General features: G+C 76.8%; 20 protein-coding genes. 15 read left to right on the top strand and 5 right to left on the bottom strand.

Annotation, left to right across the window (positions count from 1 at the left end; all coding sequences use genetic code 11):
• Positions 1-11 precede the first annotated feature (11 nt).
• The 4 genes from ACI8AD_RS11705 to ACI8AD_RS11690 are packed head-to-tail and all read left to right on the top strand — an operon-like array spanning position 12 to position 3,584.
• Positions 12-1,040: a Bug family tripartite tricarboxylate transporter substrate binding protein gene (locus tag ACI8AD_RS11705; RefSeq protein ID WP_456870693.1), complete on the top strand. Its 1,029-nt coding sequence runs from the start codon at positions 12-14 to the stop codon at positions 1,038-1,040.
• Complete coding sequence (locus tag ACI8AD_RS11700) at positions 1,037-1,582, top strand: tripartite tricarboxylate transporter TctB family protein (protein WP_456870692.1); 546 nt, start codon at positions 1,037-1,039, stop codon at positions 1,580-1,582. Before ACI8AD_RS11705 ends, ACI8AD_RS11700 begins: the two co-directional genes overlap by 4 nt.
• On the top strand, positions 1,582-3,165 hold the full coding sequence (locus ACI8AD_RS11695) for a tripartite tricarboxylate transporter permease (RefSeq protein ID WP_456870691.1): 1,584 nt from the start codon (positions 1,582-1,584) through the stop codon (positions 3,163-3,165). The genes ACI8AD_RS11700 and ACI8AD_RS11695 overlap by 1 nt, the downstream gene beginning before the upstream one ends.
• Positions 3,162-3,584, top strand: coding sequence for a universal stress protein (locus ACI8AD_RS11690; RefSeq protein ID WP_456870690.1), 423 nt, complete (start codon positions 3,162-3,164; stop codon positions 3,582-3,584). Before ACI8AD_RS11695 ends, ACI8AD_RS11690 begins: the two co-directional genes overlap by 4 nt.
• A gap of 18 nt (positions 3,585-3,602) precedes the next feature.
• Here the strand turns inward: ACI8AD_RS11690 and ACI8AD_RS11685 are convergent, their stop codons facing one another.
• Positions 3,603-4,460: an alpha/beta fold hydrolase gene (locus ACI8AD_RS11685; protein WP_456870689.1), complete on the bottom strand. Its 858-nt coding sequence runs from the start codon at positions 4,458-4,460 to the stop codon at positions 3,603-3,605.
• A 194-nt stretch (positions 4,461-4,654) separates the two neighbouring features.
• Here ACI8AD_RS11685 and uvrC point away from each other — a divergent pair, with 194 nt between their 5' ends.
• From uvrC to ACI8AD_RS11630, 11 genes are all read left to right on the top strand, one after another.
• A complete protein-coding gene (gene uvrC / locus ACI8AD_RS11680) occupies positions 4,655-6,706 on the top strand; it encodes an excinuclease ABC subunit UvrC (RefSeq protein ID WP_456870688.1) in 2,052 nt (683 codons plus the stop codon).
• Positions 6,703-7,686 carry an RNase adapter RapZ gene (gene rapZ / locus ACI8AD_RS11675; RefSeq protein ID WP_456870687.1) on the top strand — a complete coding sequence of 328 codons (984 nt, stop codon included), beginning with the start codon at positions 6,703-6,705 and terminating at the stop codon, positions 7,684-7,686. Before uvrC ends, rapZ begins: the two co-directional genes overlap by 4 nt.
• On the top strand, positions 7,686-8,729 hold the full coding sequence (locus tag ACI8AD_RS11670) for a gluconeogenesis factor YvcK family protein (protein WP_456870686.1): 1,044 nt from the start codon (positions 7,686-7,688) through the stop codon (positions 8,727-8,729). Before rapZ ends, ACI8AD_RS11670 begins: the two co-directional genes overlap by 1 nt.
• Before the next feature lie 43 nt (positions 8,730-8,772).
• Positions 8,773-9,747, top strand: coding sequence for a DNA-binding protein WhiA (gene whiA / locus ACI8AD_RS11665; protein WP_425454189.1), 975 nt, complete (start codon positions 8,773-8,775; stop codon positions 9,745-9,747).
• Between the two features lie 216 nt (positions 9,748-9,963).
• Entirely contained in the window at positions 9,964-11,658 is a 1,695-nt protein-coding gene (locus ACI8AD_RS11660) for a diguanylate cyclase (RefSeq protein ID WP_456870685.1), read from the top strand.
• A gap of 120 nt (positions 11,659-11,778) precedes the next feature.
• Positions 11,779-12,783 (top strand): type I glyceraldehyde-3-phosphate dehydrogenase, encoded by a 1,005-nt coding sequence (gene gap / locus ACI8AD_RS11655; RefSeq protein WP_456870684.1) that lies wholly within the window; start codon positions 11,779-11,781, stop codon positions 12,781-12,783.
• Complete coding sequence (locus ACI8AD_RS11650) at positions 12,783-13,973, top strand: phosphoglycerate kinase (RefSeq protein ID WP_456870683.1); 1,191 nt, start codon at positions 12,783-12,785, stop codon at positions 13,971-13,973. Before gap ends, ACI8AD_RS11650 begins: the two co-directional genes overlap by 1 nt.
• Positions 13,974-13,982: 9 nt before the next feature.
• The gene (tpiA, locus tag ACI8AD_RS11645) at positions 13,983-14,795 is read left to right on the top strand and encodes a triose-phosphate isomerase (RefSeq protein WP_456870682.1); all 813 of its coding nucleotides are present in this window, start codon (positions 13,983-13,985) and stop codon (positions 14,793-14,795) included.
• Positions 14,796-14,831: 36 nt separating this feature from the next.
• Positions 14,832-16,637, top strand: coding sequence for an ABC transporter substrate-binding protein (locus ACI8AD_RS11640; RefSeq protein WP_456870681.1), 1,806 nt, complete (start codon positions 14,832-14,834; stop codon positions 16,635-16,637).
• Positions 16,638-16,673: 36 nt separating this feature from the next.
• Positions 16,674-16,907: a preprotein translocase subunit SecG gene (gene secG, locus ACI8AD_RS11635; RefSeq protein ID WP_456870680.1), complete on the top strand. Its 234-nt coding sequence runs from the start codon at positions 16,674-16,676 to the stop codon at positions 16,905-16,907.
• Positions 16,908-17,035: 128 nt separating this feature from the next.
• Positions 17,036-17,377 (top strand): RNA polymerase-binding protein RbpA, encoded by a 342-nt coding sequence (locus ACI8AD_RS11630; RefSeq protein ID WP_456870679.1) that lies wholly within the window; start codon positions 17,036-17,038, stop codon positions 17,375-17,377.
• A 13-nt stretch (positions 17,378-17,390) separates the two neighbouring features.
• Here the strand turns inward: ACI8AD_RS11630 and ACI8AD_RS11625 are convergent, their stop codons facing one another.
• From ACI8AD_RS11625 to ACI8AD_RS11610, 4 genes are read right to left on the bottom strand one after another with little or no spacing between them, the layout of a single operon-like run.
• The gene (locus ACI8AD_RS11625; RefSeq protein ID WP_456870678.1) at positions 17,391-18,269 is read right to left on the bottom strand and encodes a PIG-L deacetylase family protein; all 879 of its coding nucleotides are present in this window, start codon (positions 18,267-18,269) and stop codon (positions 17,391-17,393) included.
• Positions 18,266-21,412 (bottom strand): BTAD domain-containing putative transcriptional regulator, encoded by a 3,147-nt coding sequence (locus ACI8AD_RS11620; protein WP_456870677.1) that lies wholly within the window; start codon positions 21,410-21,412, stop codon positions 18,266-18,268. Before ACI8AD_RS11620 ends, ACI8AD_RS11625 begins: the two co-directional genes overlap by 4 nt.
• A gap of 2 nt (positions 21,413-21,414) precedes the next feature.
• Positions 21,415-22,284: a 6-phosphogluconolactonase gene (gene pgl / locus ACI8AD_RS11615; RefSeq protein ID WP_456870676.1), complete on the bottom strand. Its 870-nt coding sequence runs from the start codon at positions 22,282-22,284 to the stop codon at positions 21,415-21,417.
• A complete protein-coding gene (locus ACI8AD_RS11610) occupies positions 22,281-23,444 on the bottom strand; it encodes a glucose-6-phosphate dehydrogenase assembly protein OpcA (RefSeq protein WP_456870675.1) in 1,164 nt (387 codons plus the stop codon). Before ACI8AD_RS11610 ends, pgl begins: the two co-directional genes overlap by 4 nt.
• Positions 23,445-23,465: the final 21 nt, after the last annotated feature.

The raw sequence follows: 23,465 nt of genomic DNA, 5'->3' as shown, positions 1-23,465 counted from the left end.
TAGCGTCCGGTGTGATCGCCGTCACCCCCGAGGGGAGGCCGCCGGTGGCGCTCACCCGGAGGTCGTTCCTCGCCGGGGCGCTGGCCGCCCCGGCGCTGGCCTCCGTCGCCGGGGCGCTGGCCGGGTGCGCGGGCACCGTGGTGCAGCCCGGCGACCTCTCCCGGCTGCGGGTGATGGCGCCGGCCAGCCCGGGCGGCGGCTGGGACACCACCGCCCGCGTCTTCCAGCGCGTCGTGCAGACCAGCGGCCTGGCGCGCAACGTGCAGGTGTTCAACGTCGAGGGTGCGGGCGGCACCATCGGCCTGGGACAGCTCGCCCGCGAGACCGACGACGCGCTGCTCATGATGATGGGCCTGGTCATGGTGGGCGCCGTCGACACCAACGACTCCGCCACCCGGCTCACCGACGTCACCCCGATCGCCCGGCTCATCGGCGAGACGGAGCTCATCGTCGCCCCGGCCGACGCGCCGTACTCCGACATCGGCGGCTTCGTGGAGGCCTGGGCGGCCGACCCCGCCGGTACCCCGATCGCCGGCGGGTCGGCGGGCGGCACCGACCAGATCCTGGCCGGACTGCTCGCCCGGGCCGCCGGCATCGACCCCGCGCAGGTCAACTACATCGCCTACTCCGGCGGTGGGGAGTCCCTCGCCGCGCTGCTCGGCAACCAGGTCGCCGCCGGGATCTCCGGCACCGCCGACTACGGCGAGCAGGTCCGCACCGGGGACCTGGTCGGCCTGGCGGTGTCGACGGCGGAGCGCTCCGGGCAGGTGCCCGACGTCCCGACGCTCGTGGAGTCCGGCTTCGACGTCGAGGTGGACAACTGGCGCGGGCTCATGGCCCGGCCCGACATGTCCGACCAGGCCCGCGAGGACCTCACCGCGCTCGTCGTCGACGTGCACGACAGCGACGAGTGGGCCGAGGCGCTGGAGACCAACGGCTGGACCGACCTGCTGCTGGCCGGCGAGGAGTACGGGCGGTTCCTGGCCGAGGAGGAGCAGCGGGTGCTGGCGATCCTGCGCGAGATCGGGCTGGTGCAGTGAGCACCGCGGCCCGCGACCCCGGCGCCCCCGCGCCCGCCCCGCCCCCGGCCGGCGTCAGCCGCGGTGAGCTGGCCATGGTCGTGCTGCTCGGCGTGCTGGGCCTCTACCTCATCCTCGACGCGGCCAACATCGCCGTCCCGGGCTCGGCGAACACCATCGGCCCGCGGTTCTTCCCCTACCTCATCGGCGGCGTCGTGCTCGCCACCGCGCTGGCGCTCGGGTTCCGCGTGCTCCGCGGCGACCGCGGGCCCTCCGACGAGAGCGAGGACGTCGACCCCGACGCCCCGACGTCGTGGCGCGCGGTGGGGATCATCGCCGTCGCCTTCCTCGGCCACGCGCTGCTCATCAACGTCGTCGGCTGGCCGCTGGCGGTGACGCTGATGTTCGGCGTGGTGGCCTGGGCGCTCGGCGCCCGCGGGGTGGTGCGGCCGCTGCTGGCCGGCGGCGTCCTGTCGGTCGTGGTGTGGATCGTGTTCGTCAAGGGCCTCGGCGTCGCCCTGCCCGGCGGCACCCTGCTCGAGCTGGCGACGGGCTGGTGGTGATGGGCGCCCTCTCCGACCTGGCCGGCGGCTTCGCCGACGCGCTCACCCCGGTCAACCTGCTCTTCGCGCTGCTCGGCGTGCTGCTCGGCACCGCCGTCGGGGTGCTGCCCGGCATCGGCCCGGCGATGACCGTCGCGCTGCTGCTGCCGGTCACCTACGCGCTGGAGCCGACGACGGCGTTCATCATGTTCGCCGGCATCTACTACGGCGGCATGTACGGCGGGTCGACGACGTCGATCCTGCTCAACACCCCCGGCGAGTCCAGCTCGATCATGACCGCGCTCGAGGGCAACCGGATGGCCAAGGCCGGCCGCGGCGCCGCCGCGCTGGCCACGGCGGCGATCGGCTCCTTCGTCGCCGGCACGATCGCCACCCTGCTCCTCGCGCTGGTCGCGCCCACCGTCGTCGACCTGGCCATCGGCATCACGCCGGCCGACTACTTCGCCCTCGCCGTGCTGGCCTTCGTCGCGGTGGCCACCGTGCTCGGCGCCTCGCCACTGCGCGGGCTGGCCTCCCTCGGCGTCGGCCTCTACCTCGGGCTGGTCGGCACCGACGTGCTCACCGGCCAGGAGCGGTTCACCCTCGGCATCCCGCAGCTGTCCGACGGCATCGACGTCGTCGTGGTGGCCGTGGCGCTGTTCGCCGTGGGGGAGGCGCTGTACGTGGCCTCCCGGCTGCGGCGCGGACCGGTCCAGGTGATGGCGGCGTCCGGGCCGTGGTTCACCCGGCGGGACCTGCGCCGCTCGGTCGGCCCGTGGCTGCGCGGGACGGCGCTGGGGTTCCCGCTGGGAGCGCTGCCGGCCGGCGGCGCGGAGATCCCGACGTTCCTGTCCTACGCCGCGGAGCGGAAGCTCACCAGGCACCCCGAGGAGTTCGGCCGGGGCGCCATCGAGGGCGTCGCCGGCCCGGAGGCGGCCAACAACGCCGCGGCCGCCGGCGTGCTCGTCCCGCTGCTGACCCTGGGTCTGCCCACCTCCGCGACGGCGGCGATCATCCTGGCCGCGTTCCAGGGCTACGGCATCCAGCCCGGCCCGACGCTGCTGTCCACCGAGTCCTCGCTGGTCTGGACCCTCATCGCCTCGCTGCTCATCGGCAACCTCATGCTGCTGGTGCTGAACCTGCCGCTCGCGCGGGTGTGGGTGCAGCTGTTGCGGGTGCCGCGGCCCTATCTCTACGCCGGGATCCTGCTGTTCGCCTCCCTCGGCTGCTACGCGGTCAACGCCGACCCGCTGGACCTGGTCCTCCTGCTGGTCCTCGGCCTGCTCGGCTTCGCGATGCGCCGCTACGGCTGGCCGGTGGCACCGGCGGTGATCGGGCTGATCCTCGGGCCGGTCGCCGAGACCAACCTGCGGCGGGCGCTGGCGATCAGCAGCGGCGACCTCGGCGTCCTGGTCGAGACCTGGTTCAGCCGCGTGGTCCTGGCCCTCGCGCTGGTCGCGCTGGTGGCGCCGATCGTGCTGCGGGCGGTCCGGGGGCGGCGGTCCACGCCGGAGGAGCTGCAGGCGGGCGAGGGCCTGCGGCACCCCGACGGCGGCCCGCGCGCGTCCGTCGGGGCCCGGGACGGCGACGAGGAGGAGCGGTGAGCCAGTCACAGCCGGTGGTCGTCGTCGGGCACGTGCCCACCCCGCGCGGGCGGGCCGCGCTCGACCACGCCATCGGCGAGGCCGAGCGGCGCGGCGCCCGGCTGGTGGTGGTCAACAGCACCCGCGGCGACGCGCTGGTCGACGAGGAGTACCTGCAGGGCGATCCGCTGCGCCGGCTGCGCGACGAGCTCACCGTCTCCGGCGTCCCGTTCGAGCTGCGCCAGCCGATCGGCCGCGACGTCGCAGAGGAGCTCGCCGACGCCGTCACCGAGACCGGCGCCGAGCTGGTCGTCATCGGGCTGCGCCGGCGCAGCGCCGTGGGCAAGCTGCTCATGGGCAGTGCCGCCCAGCGGATCCTGCTGACCGTGGAGTGCCCGGTGCTGGCGGTGAAGGGACCACCCGGGGCCGACCGCCGGTGATGGCCCCGCCGGTGGGCGCTACCCCACGGGACGGGCGTCGGGCGCGGCCGCGGTGCGGGGCGGCGGTGCCCCCGCCGGGGCGTCCACCTCGCGCCAGAACGCGTCGACGCGGGCGTTCCACCGGTCGGGAACCTCCTGGAACGGCTGGTGGCACTCGGTCGGCCACAACTCGAAGCGGGCCCCCGGGACCGCGTCGGCGACGGCGCGGCCGAGGTCGCGGGCGGTGGAGTCGACCCCGCCGGCGAGCACCAGCGTCGGCGCGGTGATCCGCGCGGGGCGGTCGGGGACGTCGTCGTCGTGGAAGGCGGCCAGGTAGGCCTGCAGGTCCCGCGGCGCCTGCTTGTGCGGGAAGGCCAGCACCTCCTCGACGAAGGCGGCGACGGTGCCGTCCCCGTGCGCCCGCGGGGTGTAGATGTCGAGGAAGAACCCCTCGAGGAAGTCCCGCTCGCTGGGGGCCGCCGCGACCAGCCACTGCACGAACCGCAGCCACGCCCGCAGGTAGGCGTCCGGCAGCGCCCAGGTGCTCTGCAGCACCAGGCTGGCGACCAGGTCGGGCCGCTGCACCGCCAGCTCCTGGGCCACGATGCTGCCGCCCGAGAACCCGGCCACGTGCGCCAACCGGACGCCGAGGCCGTCGAGCACGCCGGCGGCGTCCCCGGCCATGGTGGCCACCGTCAGCGGCCCGGGAGGCATCGCGGTGCGCCCGGCCCCACGGGTGTCGAAGGCGGTCAGCCGGTAGCGGTCGGCGAGCCCGTCGAGCTGGAACTGCCACGACTCGACGGTGTCGGCGGCGCCCCCGAGCAGCAGCACGTCGGGGCCGGCGCCCACCTGCTCGGTCCAGACGTCGAGGCCGCCGCTGCGGACGTGGGTGCCCATGGCCGTGCTCCTCCCGGCTGGCCGCCCCTGCCCGGCCGAGGGTGCTGCCCGGACCCCGCGGGAGGACAGGGCCGGAGGTCCCCGGCGGTCCTCGGAGGTGCTCGGCGGCCCGTGGGGGTCCCCGGAATGCCACCGGTGTGGTTCCCGGGACGGGAGACGGGCGGACCGTCGTCCTCCCCACCTAGTGTGGGTGTGTGCCCGACCCGTCCACGTACCGACCGGCGGTCGGCTCCATCCCCGAGTCGCCGGGGGTCTACAAGTTCCGGGACCCCAACGGCCGCGTCGTCTACGTCGGCAAGGCCAAGAGCCTCCGGCAGCGGCTGAACAGCTACTTCGCCGACGTCGCCGGTCTGCACCCGCGCACCCGCCAGATGGTGACGACGGCGGCGAGCGTCGAGTGGACCGTCGTCGGCACCGAGGTCGAGGCCCTCCAGCTCGAGTACAACTGGATCAAGGAGTTCGACCCGCGGTTCAACGTCCGCTACCGCGACGACAAGAGCTACCCGTCGCTGGCCGTGACGCTCAACGAGGAGTACCCGCGGCTGCAGGTCATGCGCGGCCCCAAGAAGAAGGGGGTCCGCTACTTCGGCCCGTACGCCCACGCCTGGGCCATCCGCGAGACGCTCGACACCCTCACCCGGGTCTTCCCCGCCCGCACCTGCTCCAACGGCGTCTTCAAGCGCGCCGGGCAGATCGGCCGGCCCTGCCTGCTCGGCTACATCGGCAAGTGCGCCGCCCCGTGCGTGGGCCGGGTCAGCGCCGAGGAGCACCGGCAGATCGTCGACGACTTCTGCGACTTCATGGCCGGCCGCACCGACCTCATGGTCCGGCGCCTCGAGCGCGAGATGGCCGAGGCGAGCGAGGCGCTGGAGTTCGAGCGGGCCGCGCGGCTGCGCGACGACCTCGGCGCGCTCAGGCGCGCGATGGAGAAGCAGGCCGTCGTCCTCGGCGACGGCACCGACGCCGACGTCGTCGCCTTCGCCCAGGACGAGCTCGAGGCCGCCGTCCAGGTCTTCCACGTCCGCGGCGGGCGGGTCCGCGGCCAGCGCGGCTGGATCATCGACAAGGTCGAGGAGGTCACCACCGGCGAGCTGGTCGAGCAGTTCCTGCTGCAGGTCTACGGCGGCGTCGACGAGACCACCGGCGTCACCGAGGGCGGCGAGGCGGTGCCCAAGGAGGTGCTCGTCCCCGAGCTCCCCGACGACGCCGACGTCTACGAGGAGCTGCTCGGCGAGCTGCGCGGCTCCCGGGTGTCGCTGCGGGTGCCGCAGCGCGGCGACAAGCGCAGCCTCATGGAGACCGTCGAGCGCAACGCCAAGGAGGCCTTCGCCCGCCACCGGGTCAAGCGCTCCAGCGACCTCACCGCCCGCTCGCTCGCCCTGTCGGAGCTGCAGGAGGCCCTCGAGCTGCCCGAGGCGCCCCTGCGCATCGAGTGCATCGACGTCTCGCACGTGCAGCAGACCAACGTCGTCGCCTCGATGGTGGTCTTCGAGGACGGCCTGCCCAAGAAGTCCGACTACCGGCGCTTCTCCGTCCAGCACGGCACCGACGACACCGCGGCCATGGCCGAGGTGGTCCGCCGCCGCTTCGCCCGCCACCTCAAGGAGGAGGCCGACCGTCGCGACGAGCAGGGGGTCGCCGCGGAGGAGGGCCGGCCGCGCCGGTTCGCCTACCCGCCGAACCTGCTGGTCGTCGACGGCGGCGCCCCGCAGGTGGCCGCCGCGGCGCGCTCCCTCGACGAGCTCGGCGTCGTCGACGTCGCCGTCTGCGGGCTGGCCAAGCGCATGGAGGAGGTGTGGCTGCCCGGCGAGTCCGACCCGGTGGTCCTGCCGCGCACCTCCGAGGCGCTCTACCTGCTGCAGCGGGTGCGCGACGAGGCCCACCGGTTCGCGATCACCTACCACCGGCAGAAGCGGTCGGTGAGCATGCTGGTCTCTCTCCTGGACGACGTCCCCGGCCTCGGGGAGACGCGGCGGAAGGCGCTGATGAAGCAGTTCGGGTCGCTCAAGCGGCTGCGCGCGGCCACGGTCGAGGAGCTCACGGCGGTGCCCGGCATCGGCCGGCGCACGGCCGAGGCGGTGCTGGCCGCCGTCGCCGAGCCCGCGGAGGACGCCACCGGCCCGGCGGGGGAGGAGCCGGCCGAGGAGGTCGTGGAGAGCACGACGGCGCCGGCCGGCCCGGCGCAGCGGGGCACGCCCACCCCCGGCGCCGGCGCCACCGCCGAGGTCGGCCGGGTCGCCTCGTGAGCGGCGACCGGATGACCGGCACGGGCCCCGACGCCCCGACCGGCGGGTCGGCCGCGCGGGAGGGGCAGGCCGGCCCGCAGGCCGACGTCCCCGCCGGGCTCGACGGCACGAGCACCGAGACGCCGCCGGTCGAGGTGGTCGTCGTCACCGGCCTGTCGGGGGCGGGCAAGAACAGCGCCGGGCGGGTCATGGAGGACCTCGGCTGGTACGTCGTGGAGAACCTGCCGCCGGCGCTGCTGCTGCCGATGGTCGAGCTCGGCGCCCGCGGCGACGTGCGGCGCTTCGCCGCCGTCGTCGACGTCCGCAGCCGGGCCTTCTCCAGCGACCTGCAGGAGGCCATCCGGGTGCTCGCGGAGGCCGGGCACCGCCCGCGGGTGGTGTACGTGCACGCCCGCGACGAGGTGCTGGTGCGCCGCTACGAGTCCAACCGGCGCGAGCACCCGCTGCAGGGCTCCGGGCGGCTCATCGACGGCATCACCGCCGAGCGGGCGCTGCTCACCGGCATCGCCGGCGAGGCCGACCTGTGGGTGGACACCAGCGACCTCAACGTCCACCAGCTGCGCGCCACCCTGGAGAACGCCTTCGCCCGCGAGGGCCGCACCCCGCCGCTGACGGCGACCGTGCTCAGCTTCGGCTTCAAGTACGGCCTGCCGCTGGACGCCGACCTCGTCGTCGACGCCCGCTTCCTGCCCAACCCGCACTGGCTGCCCGAGCTGCGGCACCACACCGGGCAGGACGCCGACGTGCGCGACTACGTCCTCGGCCAGCACGACGCCGGGCCGTTCCTCGACCGCTACACCGAGGTGCTGCGGCTGCTCATCCCCGGCTACCGGCGCGAGGGCAAGCGCTACCTGACGCTCGCGGTCGGCTGCACCGGCGGCAAGCACCGCAGCGTCGCCATCGCCGAGGAGTTCGCCCGCCGGCTGGCCGCCGACGGCATCGACGCGGTCGCGCGCCACCGCGACCTGGGCCGCGAGTAGTGGGCGGCCCGAGGGTCGTCGCGTTCGGCGGGGGCCACGGCCTGGCCGCCGCGCTGGCCGCCTGGCGCCGGATCACCCCCGACCTCACCGCCGTGGTCACCGTGGCCGACGACGGCGGCTCCTCCGGCCGCATCCGCCGGGAGATGCCGGTGCTGCCGCCCGGCGACCTGCGCATGGCGCTGGCCGCCCTCGCCGACGACGAGGGCGGTCGCCAGGAGATGGCCCGGCTGCTGCAGCACCGGCTCGGCGGCTCCGGCGCGCTCGCCGGCCACCCGGTGGGCAACCTCGTCCTCACCGGGCTGGTCGAGCTGCACGGCGGGGACACCGTGCGCGCGCTCGACGCCGTCTGCGCGCTGCTGCGCACCCGCGGCCGGGTGCTGCCGATGGCCGACGTCCCGCTCGACCTCGTCGCCCGCGTGGAGACCGTCGACCCCGACGACCCCGCGCGCACCCGCACCATCCGCGGGCAGGTGGCCATCGCCTCCACCCCGGGCCGGGTGCGGGAGATCCTGGTGTCGCCGCCGGACCCGCCGGTGCACCCCGACGTGCTCGACGCCATCGCCGCCGCCGACGTCGTCTCGCTCGGTCCCGGCTCGTGGTACACCTCGGTGCTGCCCCACCTGCTTGTGCCGCGCCTGCGGGAGGCGCTGGCCGCCAGCCGGGCCCGCGTGGTCGTCGTGCTCAACCTGGAGCCCCAGCCCGGGGAGACCGACGGGTTCTCCCCGGAGGAGCACCTGCGGGTGCTGCAGGCCCATCTGGGCGGAGTGGCGCTGCACACCGTGATCGCGGATGTGGACTCGGTGGTTGACCGCTGTGGTCTCCTGTCAGCGGTGCGCGAGTGCGGCGCCGAGCTCGTGCTCGCTCCGGTGGCCGAGTCCGGCGGGTCCCCGCGGCACGACCCCGGCCGGCTGGCCGCGGCGCTGGCCCCGGTGGCCGGGGCGCCGACGGCGGGCCGGCCGGAGGTCGGGCAGGGGGAGGGCACACAGGTCGCAACCGGTGCACCAGGACCGGTGGTGCCCGGACGGTTCGAGGGGGAGAGGTGACGCCGATGAGGGCGCCGCAGCGGAAGGAGTGGTCGTCGTGGCGATGACGGCCATGGTCAAGGACGAGCTGTCCCGGGTGGAGTGCACGCGGACCTCCGAGCGCAAGGCCGAGGTCACCGCGCTGCTCCGCTTCTCCGGGGGGCTGCACATCGTGGGCGGCCGCGTGGTGATCGAGGCCGAGCTGGACACCGGCTCGGTCGCCCGCCGGCTGCGGCGGGACATCAGCGAGGTCTACGGCTACACCAGCGGGGTCAGCGTGCTGGCCGGCGGCAACATCCGCCGCGGCGTGCGCTACCTCGTCCGGATCGCCAAGCACGGCGAGGGCCTGGCCCGCCAGACCGGCCTGGTCGACCAGCGCGGCCGCCCCGTGCGCGGCCTGCCGCCGTCGGTCGTGTCCGGCAGCATCAACGACGCCGAGGCCGCCTGGCGGGGCGCGTTCCTCGCGCACGGGTCGCTCACCGAGCCGGGCCGCTCGTCCTCGCTCGAGGTGACCTGCCCCGGGCCCGAGGCGGCCATGGCGCTGGTCGGCGCGGCCCGCCGGCTGGGCATCGCGGCCAAGGCCCGCGAGGTCCGCGGCGCCGACCGGGTCGTCGTCCGCGACGGCGACGCGATCAGCGCGCTGCTCACCCGGATGGGCGCCCACGACGCGGTGCTGGCCTGGGAGGAGCGGCGGATGCGCCGCGAGGTCCGCGCCACCGCCAACCGGCTGGCCAACTTCGACGACGCCAACCTGCGGCGCTCGGCGCGCGCGGCCGTGGCCGCCTCGGCCCGGGTCGAGCGGGCGCTGGAGATCCTCGCCGGCGACGCCCCCGAGCACCTGCTGGTGGCCGGGCGGCTGCGCCTGGAGCACGGGCAGGCCTCGCTCGAGGAGCTCGGCCAGCGCGCCGACCCGCCGATGACCAAGGACGCCGTCGCCGGCCGGATAAGGCGACTGCTGGCCATGGCCGACAAGCGGGCCAAGGACCTCGGCATCCCCGACACCGAGTCGGTGGTCACCGAGGACATGCTCGCCCAGTAGGAGAAGGACCCCTCTGCCCCACCGCTCGCAGGCTCGCGGCGGGACCCTGCAGAGGGGCCGTTCCACCCGCTCACCAGGGGCGCCCTCCGCCGTCGCGGAGGGCGCCCCGGTGCGTTCACCCGGCCGGGTGAGGGCGGCTCCAGAGGGACGTGGCGTCCGTCGATGCACGCACCAGTGGCGCGCAACCGGTCGCGCCCTCGCAGCGAGGGGCCCGGGATGAGCGCGGCGCAGTGGGCGCTGGTGTTCGCGTGCGCGACGCTGGTCGCCACGGGCACGGCGGTGCTGGCCTGGCGCCGGCGCTCCCGCACCCCCGCCGCGACCGCGCTGGCGGTCACCATGTCCGGTGTCGCCGTCTGGTCGGCCGCCGACGCGCTGCTGCACGGCGTCGGGTCCGACGGGCTGGTCGCGGCCTACCCGCCGCTGCTGCTGGCCTCGGTCGGGCTGGTGGTGGTGGGCACCTACGTCCTCGCCCGCACCGTGTCGGACCCCTCCTGGCGACTCGACCGCCGGCCGGCCCTGCTGCTGGCGGTCGAGCCGGTCCTGCTCGTGGTCGCGGCCACGCTCCCGGCGACGCGTGACCTGGTGATGTCCGGACTGACCCCGGCCGACGGCGCGGGCGAGGGCCGGGTGACCTTCGGGCCGCTGTTCCTGGCCCACACCGCCTACTCCTACGCGCTCGTCGCCGTCGCCTACACCCACCTGGTCCGCCGGTACCGGCACGCGGCGGGCGTGTTCCGCCGGCAGATCGCGGTCCTGCTCTCCTCGGCGCTGGTGTCCAGCCTCGGCAACGTCGTGGCGGTCGGCAGCCAGCTCGACGGCAGCGGCATCGACGTCACCCCGCTGTTCTTCCTCGTCACCGGGCTGGTCGACTGCTGGGCGATCTTCCGCGTGGGCCTGCTCCGGCTGGTCCCGGTCGCCCGCGAGCAGGTGGTCGAGACCGTCCCCGACGCGGTGCTCGTCGTCGACCCCGGCGGGGTCCTCATCGACTGCAACCCGGCCGCGACCCGGATGCTGCGGCGGCTGCGCCCCGAGCTCGGCGAGGACCTCGTGGGCCGTCCCCTGACCGACGTCGCCGGCCCGCGGGCGGTCGCCGTCCTCGACGGCACCGAGCGCCGCGACGGGCACCGCGTCGCGCAGGTGCGGCCGGACCTGTGGCTCGACGTGCGCGACTCGGCGGTCAGCGACCCGCGGGGCCGGCCGCTGGGGCGCATCCTCGTGGTCCGCGACGTCTCCGAGCAGCAGGAGCGGCAGGCCGCCATCGAGGCGCTCAACGCGCGGCTCGCCGAGCAGGTCGAGGTCATCGAGCGGCTGCGCGCCGAGCTCGCCGAGGAGGCCGTGCGCGACCCGCTGACCGGCCTGCACAACCGGCGCCACCTCGACCGCGCGCTCGGCGCCGACCTGGCCTCGCGGCCGCGGACCGGCCGGCTGTCGGTGCTGCTCGTCGACGTCGACCACTTCAAGTCCGTCAACGACCGCCTCGGCCACGCCGCGGGCGACCGGGTCCTGACCGCGGTCGCGCGGACCCTCGCCGGCGCCGTCCGCGAGGGCGACACCGCCGCGCGCCTGGGCGGGGAGGAGTTCGTGCTGGTGCTGCCGGGCGCGGGCCGCGAGCAGGCCCTCGAGCGGGCCGAGCAGGTCCGCCGCGCGATCGCCGGGCAGCGGCAGGCCCTCGACGGCGAGGACGTCGGCGTCACCGTCAGCATCGGCGTGGCCGTCTGCCCGGCCGACGGCGCGTCCGCCGCGGCGCTGCTCGAGGCCGCCGACCGCGCGCTCTACACCGCCAAGGCCACCGGCCGCGACCGCGTCGTCACCGCCGACCCCGCCGTTCCCGGCGCCCCCGTGCCGGCCGCCGACGTCCCCGCCCCGGCCCCCGCGGCCGACGACGTCGCCGCGCTGGTCCCCGGCGGCTGAGGGCTCGCCCGGACGGCTGCCGCCGGGGCCGATAGGGTCGTCGCCGAGCACGCCGCGCGGCCCGCGCGGCCGACGCACGCGACGGCGCCGGACGGCGCCCCGGATCCGTGGAGGTCAGCAGTGACGGTGCGGGTGGGGATCAACGGGTTCGGCCGGATCGGCCGCAACTTCTGGCGGGCGGCCGCGGCCAGCGGCAAGGACATCGAGATCGTGGCGGTCAACGACCTGACCAGCCCCGAGGTCCTCGCCCACCTGCTGAAGTACGACAGCATCCTGGGCGTCCTGTCCGAGGACGTCGCCGCCGACGGCGAGGGCATCAAGATCGCCGGCAGCACGATGAAGGTGCTCTCCGAGCGGGACCCGGACGCGCTGCCCTGGGGCGACCTGGGCGTCGACGTCGTCGTCGAGTCCACCGGCTTCTTCACCAAGGCCGCCGACGCCCGCAAGCACGTCGACGCCGGCGGCGCCAAGAAGGTGATCATCTCGGCGCCGGCCACCGGCGACGACCTGACCATCGTCATGGGCGTCAACCACGAGAAGTACGACGGCTCGCAGACGATCATCAGCAACGCGTCGTGCACCACCAACTGCCTCGCGCCGCTGGCCAAGGTGCTCAACGACGCCTTCGGCATCGAGCGCGGGCTGATGACCACCATCCACGCCTACACCGCCGACCAGAACCTGCAGGACGGCCCGCACAAGGACCTCCGCCGCGCCCGCGCGGCCGCGCTCAACATGGTCCCCACCAGCACCGGCGCGGCCAAGGCGATCGGCCTGGTCCTGCCCGAGCTGCAGGGCAAGCTCGACGGCTACGCCGTCCGCGTCCCGGTGCCCACCGGCTCGGCCACCGACCTCACCGTCCAGCTCACCCGCGAGGTGCCGGCCGACGAGATCGACGCGGCCTACCGCGAGGCCGCCGCGGGCCCGCTCGCCGGCATCCTCAAGTACACCGACGCCCCGATCGTGTCCTCCGACATCGTCACCGACCCGGCGTCGTGCATCTACGACAGCAAGCTGACCAAGACCTTCGGCCCGATGGCCAAGGTGCTCGGCTGGTACGACAACGAGTGGGGCTACTCCAACCGGCTCGTCGACTCCGTCGAGCTCGTCGGCCGCTCCCTCTGATGGCCCGCTCCCTCGACGACCTGCTCGCCGAGGGGGTGACCGGCCGGCGCGTGCTCCTGCGCGCCGACCTGAACGTCCCCCTCGACGGGCAGACCATCACCGACGACGGGCGGATCCGGGCCAGCCTCCCCACGCTGCAGGCGCTGCGGGAGGCCGGCGCCCGGGTCCTCGTCGCGGCGCACCTGGGCCGGCCCAAGGGCGCGCCCGACCCGCGGTACTCCCTGGCGCCGGTGGCCGCCCGGCTCGGCGAGCTGCTCGGCACGGAGGTGCCGCTGGCCGCCGACGTCGCCGGTGACGACGCCCGCGCGCGGGCCGCGGCCCTCGGCGACGGCGACGTCCTGCTGCTGGAGAACGTCCGCTTCGAGGCCGCCGAGACCAGCAAGGACGACGCCGAGCGCGGCGGGCTCGCCGACCGGCTGGCCGCGCTGGCCGACGTCTACGTCGACGACGCGTTCGGCGCGGTGCACCGCAGGCACGCCTCGGTGTACGACGTCGCCCAGCGGCTGCCGCACGCGGCCGGCCGGCTCGTCGCCGCCGAGCGCGACGTGCTCACCCGGCTCACCACCGACCCCGCGCGGCCCTACGTCGTCGTGCTGGGCGGCTCGAAGGTCAGCGACAAGCTCGGCGTCATCGAGGCGCTGCTGCCGAGGGTCGACCGGCTGCTGGTCGGCGGCGGCATGTGCTTCACCTTCCTCGCCGCCCAGGGGCACGGGGTGGGCACGTCGCTGCTGGAGGCCGACCAGGTCGACACCTGCCGGCGGCTGCTCGCCGAGGCCGGCGACCGCATCGTGCTGCCGGTCGACGTCGTCGTCGCGCCGGAGTTCAGCGCCGACGCCCCGACCACCACGGTGGGCGTGGACGCGATCCCCGGCGACCAGATGGGCCTGGACGTCGGGCCGCGCACGGTCGAGCTCTTCGGCCGGGAGCTCGGCGGCGCGCGCACGGTGTTCTGGAACGGGCCGATGGGCGTGTTCGAGCTGGCGCCCTTCCAGGCCGGCACGCGCGGCGTCGCCGAGGCCGTGGCCGCCGTCGACGGGCTGTCGGTGGTCGGCGGTGGCGACTCCGCGGCCGCGGTCCGGCAGCTCGGGCTCGACGAGGCCGCCTACGGCCACATCAGCACCGGCGGCGGCGCGTCGCTGGAGTTCCTCGAGGGCCGGGAGCTGCCGGGCCTCGCGGTGCTCGAGGACTGAGGGGGCGCGGTGGCACGCAGGCAGCCGGCCCCCGCCCGCCGGGAGGGCCGCCGCCCGCTGATCGCGGGCAACTGGAAGATGCACCTCACGCACCTGGAGGCCATCGGCCTGGTGCAGAAGCTGGTCTTCAGCCTCAGCGAGGAGGAGCTCGACGACGTCGAGGTCGTCGTCCTGCCGCCGTTCACCGCACTGCGCAGCGTCCAGACGCTGGTGAACGGTGACCAGCTCGCGGTCGGCTACGGCGCGCAGGACCTCTCCGCGCACGACTCCGGCGCCTACACCGGCGAGGTCAGCGGCGCGATGCTGGCGGCGCTGGCGTGCGGCTTCGTCGTCGTCGGGCACTCCGAGCGGCGCGAGCTGCACGCTGAGGACGACGCGGTGGTGGCCGCCAAGACCCGCGCCGCGCTGCGGCACGGCCTCACCCCCATCGTGTGCGTGGGGGAGGGGCTGGAGGTCCGGCAGGCCAACGGGCAGGTGGTCCACTGCACCGACCAGCTCGACGCCTCCCTCGCCGGCCTCGACGCCGAGCAGGCCGCCCACGTCGTGCTCGCCTACGAGCCGGTCTGGGCCATCGGTACCGGCGAGGTGGCCACCCCCGAGGACGCGCAGGAGGTGTGCGGCGCACTCCGGTCGCGGCTCGCCGAGCGTTTCGGCCCGGAGACCGCCGCGGTCGTCCGTATCCTCTACGGCGGGTCGGTCAAGGCCGGCAACACGGCCGGGATCCTGGCCGGGCCGGACGTCGACGGTGCACTCGTCGGGGGCGCGAGCCTCGACGGCGACGAGTTCGCGCGGATCTGTCGGATCGCCGCCGGGGGCAGCTGAGCACGCTCCCCCGGCAGCCGAGCGGGGGGTGGGTGGGTGAGCAGCGCGCTGCAGCGATCTCCCCGCCCCCGCTCCTCCCGGGCGGCCGGGCTGGTCCGCGGCACGGCCGCCCGCGTGCTCGGCCTGGCCGTCGTCGTCGTCCTGGTGGTCGCGGTCGCGGTCAGCTGCCGCGGCGGGGGCGACGGCGGGAGCGGCGTGCCGGTCCTCGGCGACGGCCCCGACGCCGGCGTCGAGGGCGTGCGCGCCCCCTCCGACGAGGCCGGCGGCACGCTGCGGGTGGTCACCGGCGAGGTCGACAGCCTCGACCCCCAGCGCTCCTACCAGCCCGGCGTGTGGAACCTCATGCGGCTCTACACCCGCACTCTGGTCACCTACTCCGCCGAGCCGGGGGCCACCGGTGACCTCGTCGCCGACCTCGCCACCGACCTCGGCACCACCCCCGACGGCGGCCTGAGCTGGACGTTCACCCTGCGGGAGGGCGCGCGGTTCGAGACCGGCCGGCCGATCACCTCGCGCGACGTCAAGTACGGCATCGAGCGGTCCTTCGCCTCCGACGTCATCGTGGGCGGTCCCACCCACGTGGTGGAGCTGCTCGACGACCCCGAGAACCCGTACGCCGGGCCCTACCAGGACGAGGACCCGGCCAAGCTGGGGCTCGCCGCCATCGAGACCCCCGACGACGCCACCGTCGTCTTCCGGCTCCGGTCGGCGCAGCCGGACTTCCCCTACGTCCTGGCGCTGCCCTCCAGCAGCCCGGTGCCGGTGGAGAGCGACACCGGCGCCGACTACGGCGCCGACCCGGTCTCCTCCGGCCCCTACGCGATCACCTCCGTCGACCCGGTGACCGGCATCGTCCTCGACCGCAACCCCGCCTGGGACGCGGCCGCCGACGGGGTGCGCACCGCGCTGCCCGACCAGGTGGTCGTCCGCACCGGGCTGTCCAACCTCGAGCGCGACCAGGCGCTGCTCGCCGGCTCCGCCGACGTCGACGTCTCCGGCACCGGCGTGCACCCGGCCACCGGCGCCCGGCTGACGGAGGACACCGGGGGAGAGGCGCCCCTGCCCGACCGGGTCGACGACGTCACCACCGGCGCGGTGCGGCTGCTGGCGCTGCCCACCGACGTCGCCCCGATGGACCAGCCCGACTGCCGCGCCGCGGTGGCCGCCGCGATCGACCGCCGCGCCGTCCAGGAGGTGCTGGGCGGTGACCGGGCCGTGCGCACCGCGCGGCTGTGGCCGGCCGCGCTCCCGGGCGGTCCCGAGGAGGCCGATCGCGGACCCGACCCCGACGCCGCCCGCGCGGCGCTGACCGCGTGCGGCCGGCCCGAGGGCTTCAGCACGGTGATGGCCGTGCCCGACGCGCAGGCCAGCCTCGACGTCGCCGACGCCGTCGCCGCCCAGCTCGCCGAGGTCGGCATCACCGCCGAGGTCCGGCCCCTGCCGGCGGCCAGCTTCTACGCCACCGACGTCGGCAGCCCCGACAACGTCACCCGCAACGGCTTCGGCATCGTGCTGGCCACCCGGACGGCGGACTTCCCGACCCCCGGCTCCTTCCTCGTGCCGCTGGTCGACGGCCGCTCGGTCAGCCCGGTCGCCAACACCAACTTCGCGCGGCTGACCGACCCGGCGCTGTCCGCGGCGGTCGACACCGCCCGCGCCGCGCCCGACCCCGGCGCCGCCAGCACGGCCTGGGGGGAGGTGGCCGCCGCCACCCTCGACACCGGCGCCTACGTGCCGCTGGTGGAGACCCGGGTGCAGCTGCTGGCCGGTCAGCGGCTGCACAACGCCGTGGTGCTGCGGCCCTACGCCGGCTACGACCTGGCCACCGCGGGCGTGCGCTGACCGGAGCGGCTCCGGGCACCGGTTACCCTGGTGCCCATGGTCGAGCTCGTCCTCAACGTGCTGCTGGTCCTCGCCAGCGTCCTGCTGGTGGTGCTGATCCTGCTGCACCGGGGCAAGGGTGGCGGCCTGTCCTCGATGTTCGGCGGTGCGGTCTCCTCGCAGCTGTCCGGGTCCTCCGTGGTGGAGAAGAACCTCAACCGGCTCACGGTCTTCACCGGCTTCGTCTGGGTGATCTGCATCGTGACGCTGGGCATCCTGCTCAAGGTCTAGCTCCCCGCGCCGGTCGGGCGGGCGCCGCTGCGCCCGCGGCGAAAACGTGATCGAGAGAACGTCCCCGAGGCCCTAGACTGCGGAAACGGCGTGGTCCGCGCCGGGCAGGTCGGTCTGAGGGGGCGCTCGTGGCTGGTGGCAACGCGATCCGGGGGACCCGGGTCGGAGCGGGTCCGATGGGAGAGGCGGAGCGCGGCGAGGCCGCACCGCGGCACAGGATCGGCTACTGGTGCAGCCAGGGCCACGAGACCCGGGTGGCGTTCGCCACCGACGCCGAGGTGCCCGAGTTCTGGGACTGCCCCCGCTGCGGCCTGCCGGCCGGCCAGGACGCGCAGGCGCCGCCCCCGGCGCCGCGCACCGAGCCCTACAAGACCCACCTCGCCTACGTCCGCGAGCGGCGCAGCGACGCCGACGGCGACGCCCTGCTCGAGGAGGCCCTCGCCAAGCTGCGCGCCCGCCGCGGCGCCTGATCCGCCGCGCGGTCTAGGGCCGCGAGGTCTGGGCCCCGGCCGGGCACGGCACCCAGCCGGCCCGGGTGGGGTCCCACCACCGCTGCGGGCCGCGGGGCCGCCACGGCACGCGGGCCAGGTGGTCGGCGCCCAGGAACGCCCGCCGCAGCTGGGGGCTGAGCCCGTCGAACGGTGAGGTCTGCGAGCGGTGCTCGGCGATCGCCGCCTCCCGCCGGTCGAGGACGGCGCCCACGTCGAGGACGTCGGTGACCTCGGCGTCGGGCCGGCCCAGGTCGGCGGGGTCGAGGGCGTGGTAGGCGGTGTCCGGCCGCAGGGCGCGCACCTCCTCCAGCCAGCGGCCCATCAGCGACCTCGGCAGGCAGTGCTCGACGAGCACGGTGGCCGGGCCGGCGGCGGCCTGCACCGCGGCGGCCGTGGCGGTGCGGACCCGCTGGTGGTCGCGGTGCCCGTCGCTGCCGTCGAGGACGAGCACGACGTCCGGCCGCACCTCGGTGACCAGCCGCGCCAGCACCCCGGCCACGTCGTCCGGCGCGGCCGCGCACAGCGACCCGCGGGGCGGTTCCCCGCCGAAGCCCGAGTCGCGGTACCCCAGCAGCTCCACCGCGGCGATGCCGAGGGCGGCGGCCGACCGGTAGAGCTCGGCCTCCCGCACCGCGCCCAGGTCGGCGCAGTCGGCCAGCCCGGGCGCCGCCTCGCCCGCCTCCCCCCGGGTGGCGCAGGCCAGGGTCACCCGGGCGCCGTCCGCCGCGGCGCGGGCGATGGTCGAGCCGCAGCCGAAGGCCTCGTCGTCGGGGTGGGCGACCACGACCAGCCAGCGGTCGCCGGGCCGGACGTCGGTGACGCGGTCGCGCGGGGGAGCGGACGGGGTCGGGACAGCGAGATCGGTCGTCATGGCGCCGAGCGTGGCCGGCCGGACTGGGCGGCCTCTTGGTGTCCACTGACGTCCGCACCGGCCCCGGCCGCCCGCGCCGCGGCGAGCAGCCGGGTCAGCTCCGGCACCCAGTAGCGCTCACCCCGCTCGGCGACGGCCAGCCCCGCCTCGCACGTCGCCGCGGCGACCGCGGGCTCCCCGGCGGCCAGGGCGGTGGCGGCCAGCAGGCCCAGGAACACCGACCGGCCGGCGGCCAGGCCCTGCTCGGCGAGCGCCGCGTGCGCCGCCCGCATCGCGGCCAGCCCGGCCCGCGGGTCGCGGCCGGCCAGCAGCCACCCCTCGGCGAAGGCCACCACCGCCGACGGGTAGCGGTACCGCTCCCAGGCCGGCTCGCGCAGCGGGAGCGCGACCAGGGAGCGGACGCGGTCGCGGTCGCCGTCCACGAGTCCCAGGACCAGCGCCCAGCGGCGGGCGAAACCGGCCGCACCGAGGCCCGCCTCCTCCGCGACGGCGAGGGCGGCGTCGGCCTGCGCGCGGGCGTCGTCGCGCCGGCCGAGCAGCCACAGGCACAGGGCGCGGACGACGGCGAGGCGGGTGGGCGGGGAGAACGCCAGCGAGCGGGACAGGTCGACCCGGCCGCTGTCGGCGTGCGCCGCGGCCCGGTCCAGGTGCTCGAGCGCCTCGGCGGGGCGGGCCTGCATCCACCGCACGACGGCGGTGATGTCCTCGGTGAGGTACCCGGCCGTGGCGTCGTCGAGCCGCCCGGCCAGCGCGGCCATGCGCGCCACGGTGCGGTCGGCGTCGTCGAGCCGGCCGACCTGGCACTGGAACAGCGTGGCCACCCACAGCAGCTCGACGTCGCCGGGGAGCGGCGGGTCGGGCACCTCCCAGGCGGCGGCGAGCCGGCCGTACTCGCGGATCGTGGGGCTGTCGTAGCCGGCCGCCCACGCGTCGGCGTACGCGGTCCGGCTCAGCGCGCGCAGCTCCCGGCGCCGCCGGTCCGGCCCGGCGGGCAGCCCCGCGGCCGCCGCGAGCAGTTGCCCGCCCAGCTCGCGGAGCTGGTCGAGCGCCGAGACCCGGACCGCGTGGTCGGTGGCGCGTTCCAGCCACGGCACGGCCGCGGCGCCGCCGTCGAGGGCGCGGGCGGCGAGCAGGTGCGCGGCGACGCGCGAGGCCTGCTCGTCGTCGTCTCCGGCCCGCGCGGCCAGCCGCTCGCCGACGGCGCGGTGCAGCCGGGCGGCGCGGGCGCTGGACAGCTGGGCGCGCAGCACCTCCCCGAGCAGCGCGTGCGCCGGCGCGAAGGTGCCCTCCCCGCCGTCGACGGCCAGCCGCGCGGCGACCGCCGCCTCCAGGGCGTCGAGCGCCGCTCCGACGGGCACCCCGGCCACCGCGGCGAGGTCCTCGACCGGCAGGGGGGACCCGGCGACGGCGGCGGCGGTGAGCAGCTCCGGGCCCGGGGACGGCAGGCGGAGGACCCGCTGGCGCAGGACGTCGTGGACCGCCGCCGGCACCCCGCCCACCGCCCGGCCCCGGCCCGGCGGCGCGGCGCCGCCCGGAGCGGGGGCCGCTCGCGCCAGCTCCAGGGCGAAGAACGGGTTGCCGCCGGCGCGGGTGACCGCCGCCCGGACGCCGTCGTCGTCCAGGCCGGCGGGGGCGGCGCCGCGGACCAGGTCGGCCACGGCGTCGGCGGGGAGGGGCTCGAGGTCCAGCCGCACCAGCCGCGGCAGCCGGCCGAGGGCGGCCAGCGCGTCGACCAGGGCCGGGCCGCCGTCCTCGCCGCTGCGCAGCGCGAGGGCGAGGACGGCCGGGGAGCCGGCGGCGACGTCCGCGGCCAGGCCGGCGACCAGCCGCAGCGTCGCGGGGTCGGCGGCCTGCAGGTCGTCCAGCGCCAGCACCGCGGGCCGGCCGGCGGCGCCGAGCACGCCGCCGAGCGCGTCGGTGAGGTGCACCAGGACCATGGCGGGGTCGACGCCGGCACCGGGCGGCGGGTCCCCGAGGCCGGGGACCACGGCCCGCAGCGGGCCGAGCGCGCGGGCCACCCCGTCCCGGCCGGCGGCGTCGAGGGCGGGGACGGCGGCGCGCAGCACCTGCAGCACCGGCCAGTAGGGCGGCCCGGCCACCCCGTCGCGGCAGGTGCCGGTGTGCGCCGCGCCGCCGGCCGCGGCGGCCGCCGCGGTGAGCCACCGCAGCAGCGCCGACTTGCCCATCCCGGCGTCCCCGGTGACCAGCACGACGGCGCCGGACCCGGCGGCGGCGCCGGCGAGGACGTCGGCCAGCAGGGCGCACTCGGCCTCCCGGCCGCGCAGGGGCGCGGGCGGCCGGAGCGGGGGCGGCTCCGGCGCGGGCCGGGATGCGGCCGGGGACGGCGGGGTGCGGGCCGGCCGCAGCCCCGGGTCGTGGCGGAGGATCTGCTCCTCCACCTCGCGCAGCGCCGGGCCGGGGTCGAGGCCGAGCTCGTCGCGGAGCAGCCGCCGCCCCTCGGTGAGCACCGCGAGGGCGTCCGCGGCGCGGCCGGCGAGGTACAGCGCGCGGGCCAGGGTGGCGCGGGCCTGCTCGCGCAGCGGGGAGCGGGTCAGGTGCTCCTGCAGGTCGGCGACGGCGCGGCCGGTCTCGCCGAGATCGAGCAACGCCGCGGCCCGCTGCTCGACGGCGCCCAGCCGCAGGCCCTCCCAGCGCTCGACGGCGGCGCGGGCGAACGGCTCGTCGGCGAACTCGGCCAGCGCCGGCCCGCGCCACAGCGCGAGGGCGTCGTCGAGCAGTGCCACGGCACGGGCGTCGTCGCGGCCGGCCAGCCGCCCGGCCTCGGCCAGCAGCCGCTCGAAGACGTCGGCGTCGATCTCGACGGCCTCGCGGGCGAGCCGGTACCCCGGTGGCGCGCTCAGCAGCACCGACCCGCTCGAGCGGGGGGCCCGGCCGGGTTCCAGGGTGCGGCGCAGCAGCGCGATGGTGGTGTGCACCGACGCGGCGACCTTGGGCGGCGGGGCACCGTTCCACAGCAGGTCGGCGAGCCGGTCGGCGGGCACCAGCCGGCCGGCCTCCACCGTGAGCACGGTCAGCGCCGCGCGCTGCAGCCGGGCGCCGATCGGCACGGGCACCCCGTCGCGGCGCAGCTCGAGGTGCCCGAGCACCCCGATCCACAACCCCCCGGCGGCCGGTGGCGCCACCGTCAGCCGTCGGTGCCGGGGCCTCCGGCGTCGGTTCCGTCGGGATCGGTCGCTCCCGGCAGCCGGCTCGCCGCCCCGGCGTCGAGCAGCCAGCGGGTGGCCCGCCGGCCGCACGCGCCGGCCGCCGGCACGTCGAGCGGGTCGGCCCCGCCGAGCGCGCGGGCCACCGCCTCGGCCTTGCCCTCCCCGGCCACCAGCAGCCACACCTCCTCGGCGCTGCCGATCGCGGAGAACCCGAGGCTGACCCGGGTCGGGGGTGGCTTGGGGCAGTCGCGCACCGCCACCACCGCGCGGTCGTCGGAGGCGGCCGGCGAGTGCGGGAAGATCGACGCCACGTGGCCCTCGGCGCCCATGCCCAGCAGCAGCACGTCGAAGCGCGGCAGCGGCCCGTCGGCGCCGGCGTCACGGGCGGCGTCGGAGAGGACGCCGGCGTACCACTCGGCGGCCTCCTCGGGCTCGGCGAACCCGGCGTCGGAGGCCGGCACCGGGTGCACCCGCTCCGGCGGCACGCCCACCCGGTCCAGCAGCGCCTCCCGCGCGCCCTTCTCGTTGCGCTCGTCGTCGTCGGCCGGGACGAACCGCTCGTCGCCCCACCACACGTCGACCGCCGTCCAGTCGACGTCCTGGCCGGGCGCGGGCTCGGCGGCCAGCTCGGCGGCGTGCCGCAGCACCGCGGTGCCCACGCCGCCGCCGGTGAGCACCACCGACGCCGTCCCGTGCACCAGCTGTGCGGCGGCCAGCCGGGCCACCAGCGCCGCGGCGGCCGCCCGGGCGAGCGTCTCGGCGTCGGGCTCGACGATCACGTCGGGCACCGGACCCTCGCTGCGCCGGGACAGCTCCTCGACGATGCGGTCCCCCGGGGTGAGGGTCACCGGACCGCCTCGGGCGTCTCGGGCGCCGTCGGGTCGGGGGTGTCGTGCTCGCCGTGCAGGGCCACCTCGTCGGTGCCCTCGGACGTCGGGGGGACGGTGGGTGCCGCGCCGTGCGGGCTGCCCTCGTCGACCCGCTCGGCGTCGACCGCCCCGGAGCCGGCGCCGTCCTGCTCGGCGGGGTCGACCCACACGTGCGAGCGCACGCCGGTGCGGCCGGCCAGCCCGGAGACCCCGGTGGTGACCTCCAGCGCCTCGGCGTAGGGCTCGTCGGGGTCCAGCCGGCGCAGCTCCTCGCCGAGCAGGTCACCGAGCGAGCGGTCGGGCAGGGCCATGGTGGCGTCGGGCCGGTAGGGCTGGCTGATGACCGCGCCGCCGCGGCGGTCGGCGTGCACCCGCACCTCCTCGTCCTGGTCCAGCTGCAGGACCACCGAGTCGATGCCGCTGGGACCCGCGTGCCGGGTGGCCTGGACGACGTCGAGCCGGGCGCCGGAGCGCGACTGGATCCAGCCGGACAGCAGCTGGGCGGTGGCCGCGCCCGGGTCGCCCTCGATCCGCCCGCCCAGGACCTGCACGGCGTCGCCCCGGCGGCCGGAGACCGAGTCCAGCGCCGAGGTCAGCGTCGCCCGCCAGCCGGTGGCGCGGGTCCAGGCCAGGTCGGTGTCGCCGGGCGCGTAGTCCTGCGCGCGGGTGCGCAGCGCGCGCATCTGGTCGGCGGCCACGGTGCTGTCGGTGATCCGCCGGTCGGCGATGACGGCGAGCGCGTCGGTGGTCAGCCGGCTCGGCGGGTCGCTGTGCCACCAGGTGACCACCGGGGCGTCGGCGGCCAGCAGCGGCAGCACGACCGACTCGGCGTGCAGCGCCAGCCGCCCGTACATGCGCATGACGACCGCCTCGCCGGGACCCAGCCGCCCGCCGATGGACACCTCGGCGTCCAGGCGGGGGACCGGCGCGTCGATCTGCCGGCGCACCACCACGAGGATCCGGCAGGGGTGCTGCTCGGCGGCGGTGGTCGCGGCGTCCTCGGCCTCGGTGACCCGGCCCTCGTCGGCGACGACGACCAGCGTCAGCGCGACGCCGGAGAGCACGGCGCCGCCGGTCCGCCGCTGGGCGGCCAGCTCCTTGACCACCGCCGATCCGGTGGTGTCCCACAGCGTCGTCACGGGTTCTCCTCCCGTCGGCTG

The organism is Geodermatophilus sp. SYSU D00766, assembly GCF_054049915.1.
Note: the sequence above shows the minus strand (reverse complement) of the source record. Positions and strands in the feature narration are given on the sequence as shown.

Coding starts and splice junctions, on each gene's coding strand:
- ACI8AD_RS11695 (WP_456870691.1), top strand. CDS start 1,582: ATGGGCGCCCTCTCCGACCTGGCCGGCGGCTTCGCCGACGCGCTCACC.
- ACI8AD_RS11685 (WP_456870689.1), bottom strand. CDS start 4,460: ATGGGCACCCACGTCCGCAGCGGCGGCCTCGACGTCTGGACCGAGCAG.
- whiA (WP_425454189.1), top strand. CDS start 8,773: ATGACGGCCATGGTCAAGGACGAGCTGTCCCGGGTGGAGTGCACGCGG.
- ACI8AD_RS11660 (WP_456870685.1), top strand. CDS start 9,964: ATGAGCGCGGCGCAGTGGGCGCTGGTGTTCGCGTGCGCGACGCTGGTC.
- ACI8AD_RS11650 (WP_456870683.1), top strand. CDS start 12,783: ATGGCCCGCTCCCTCGACGACCTGCTCGCCGAGGGGGTGACCGGCCGG.
- secG (WP_456870680.1), top strand. CDS start 16,674: ATGGTCGAGCTCGTCCTCAACGTGCTGCTGGTCCTCGCCAGCGTCCTG.
- ACI8AD_RS11625 (WP_456870678.1), bottom strand. CDS start 18,269: ATGACGACCGATCTCGCTGTCCCGACCCCGTCCGCTCCCCCGCGCGAC.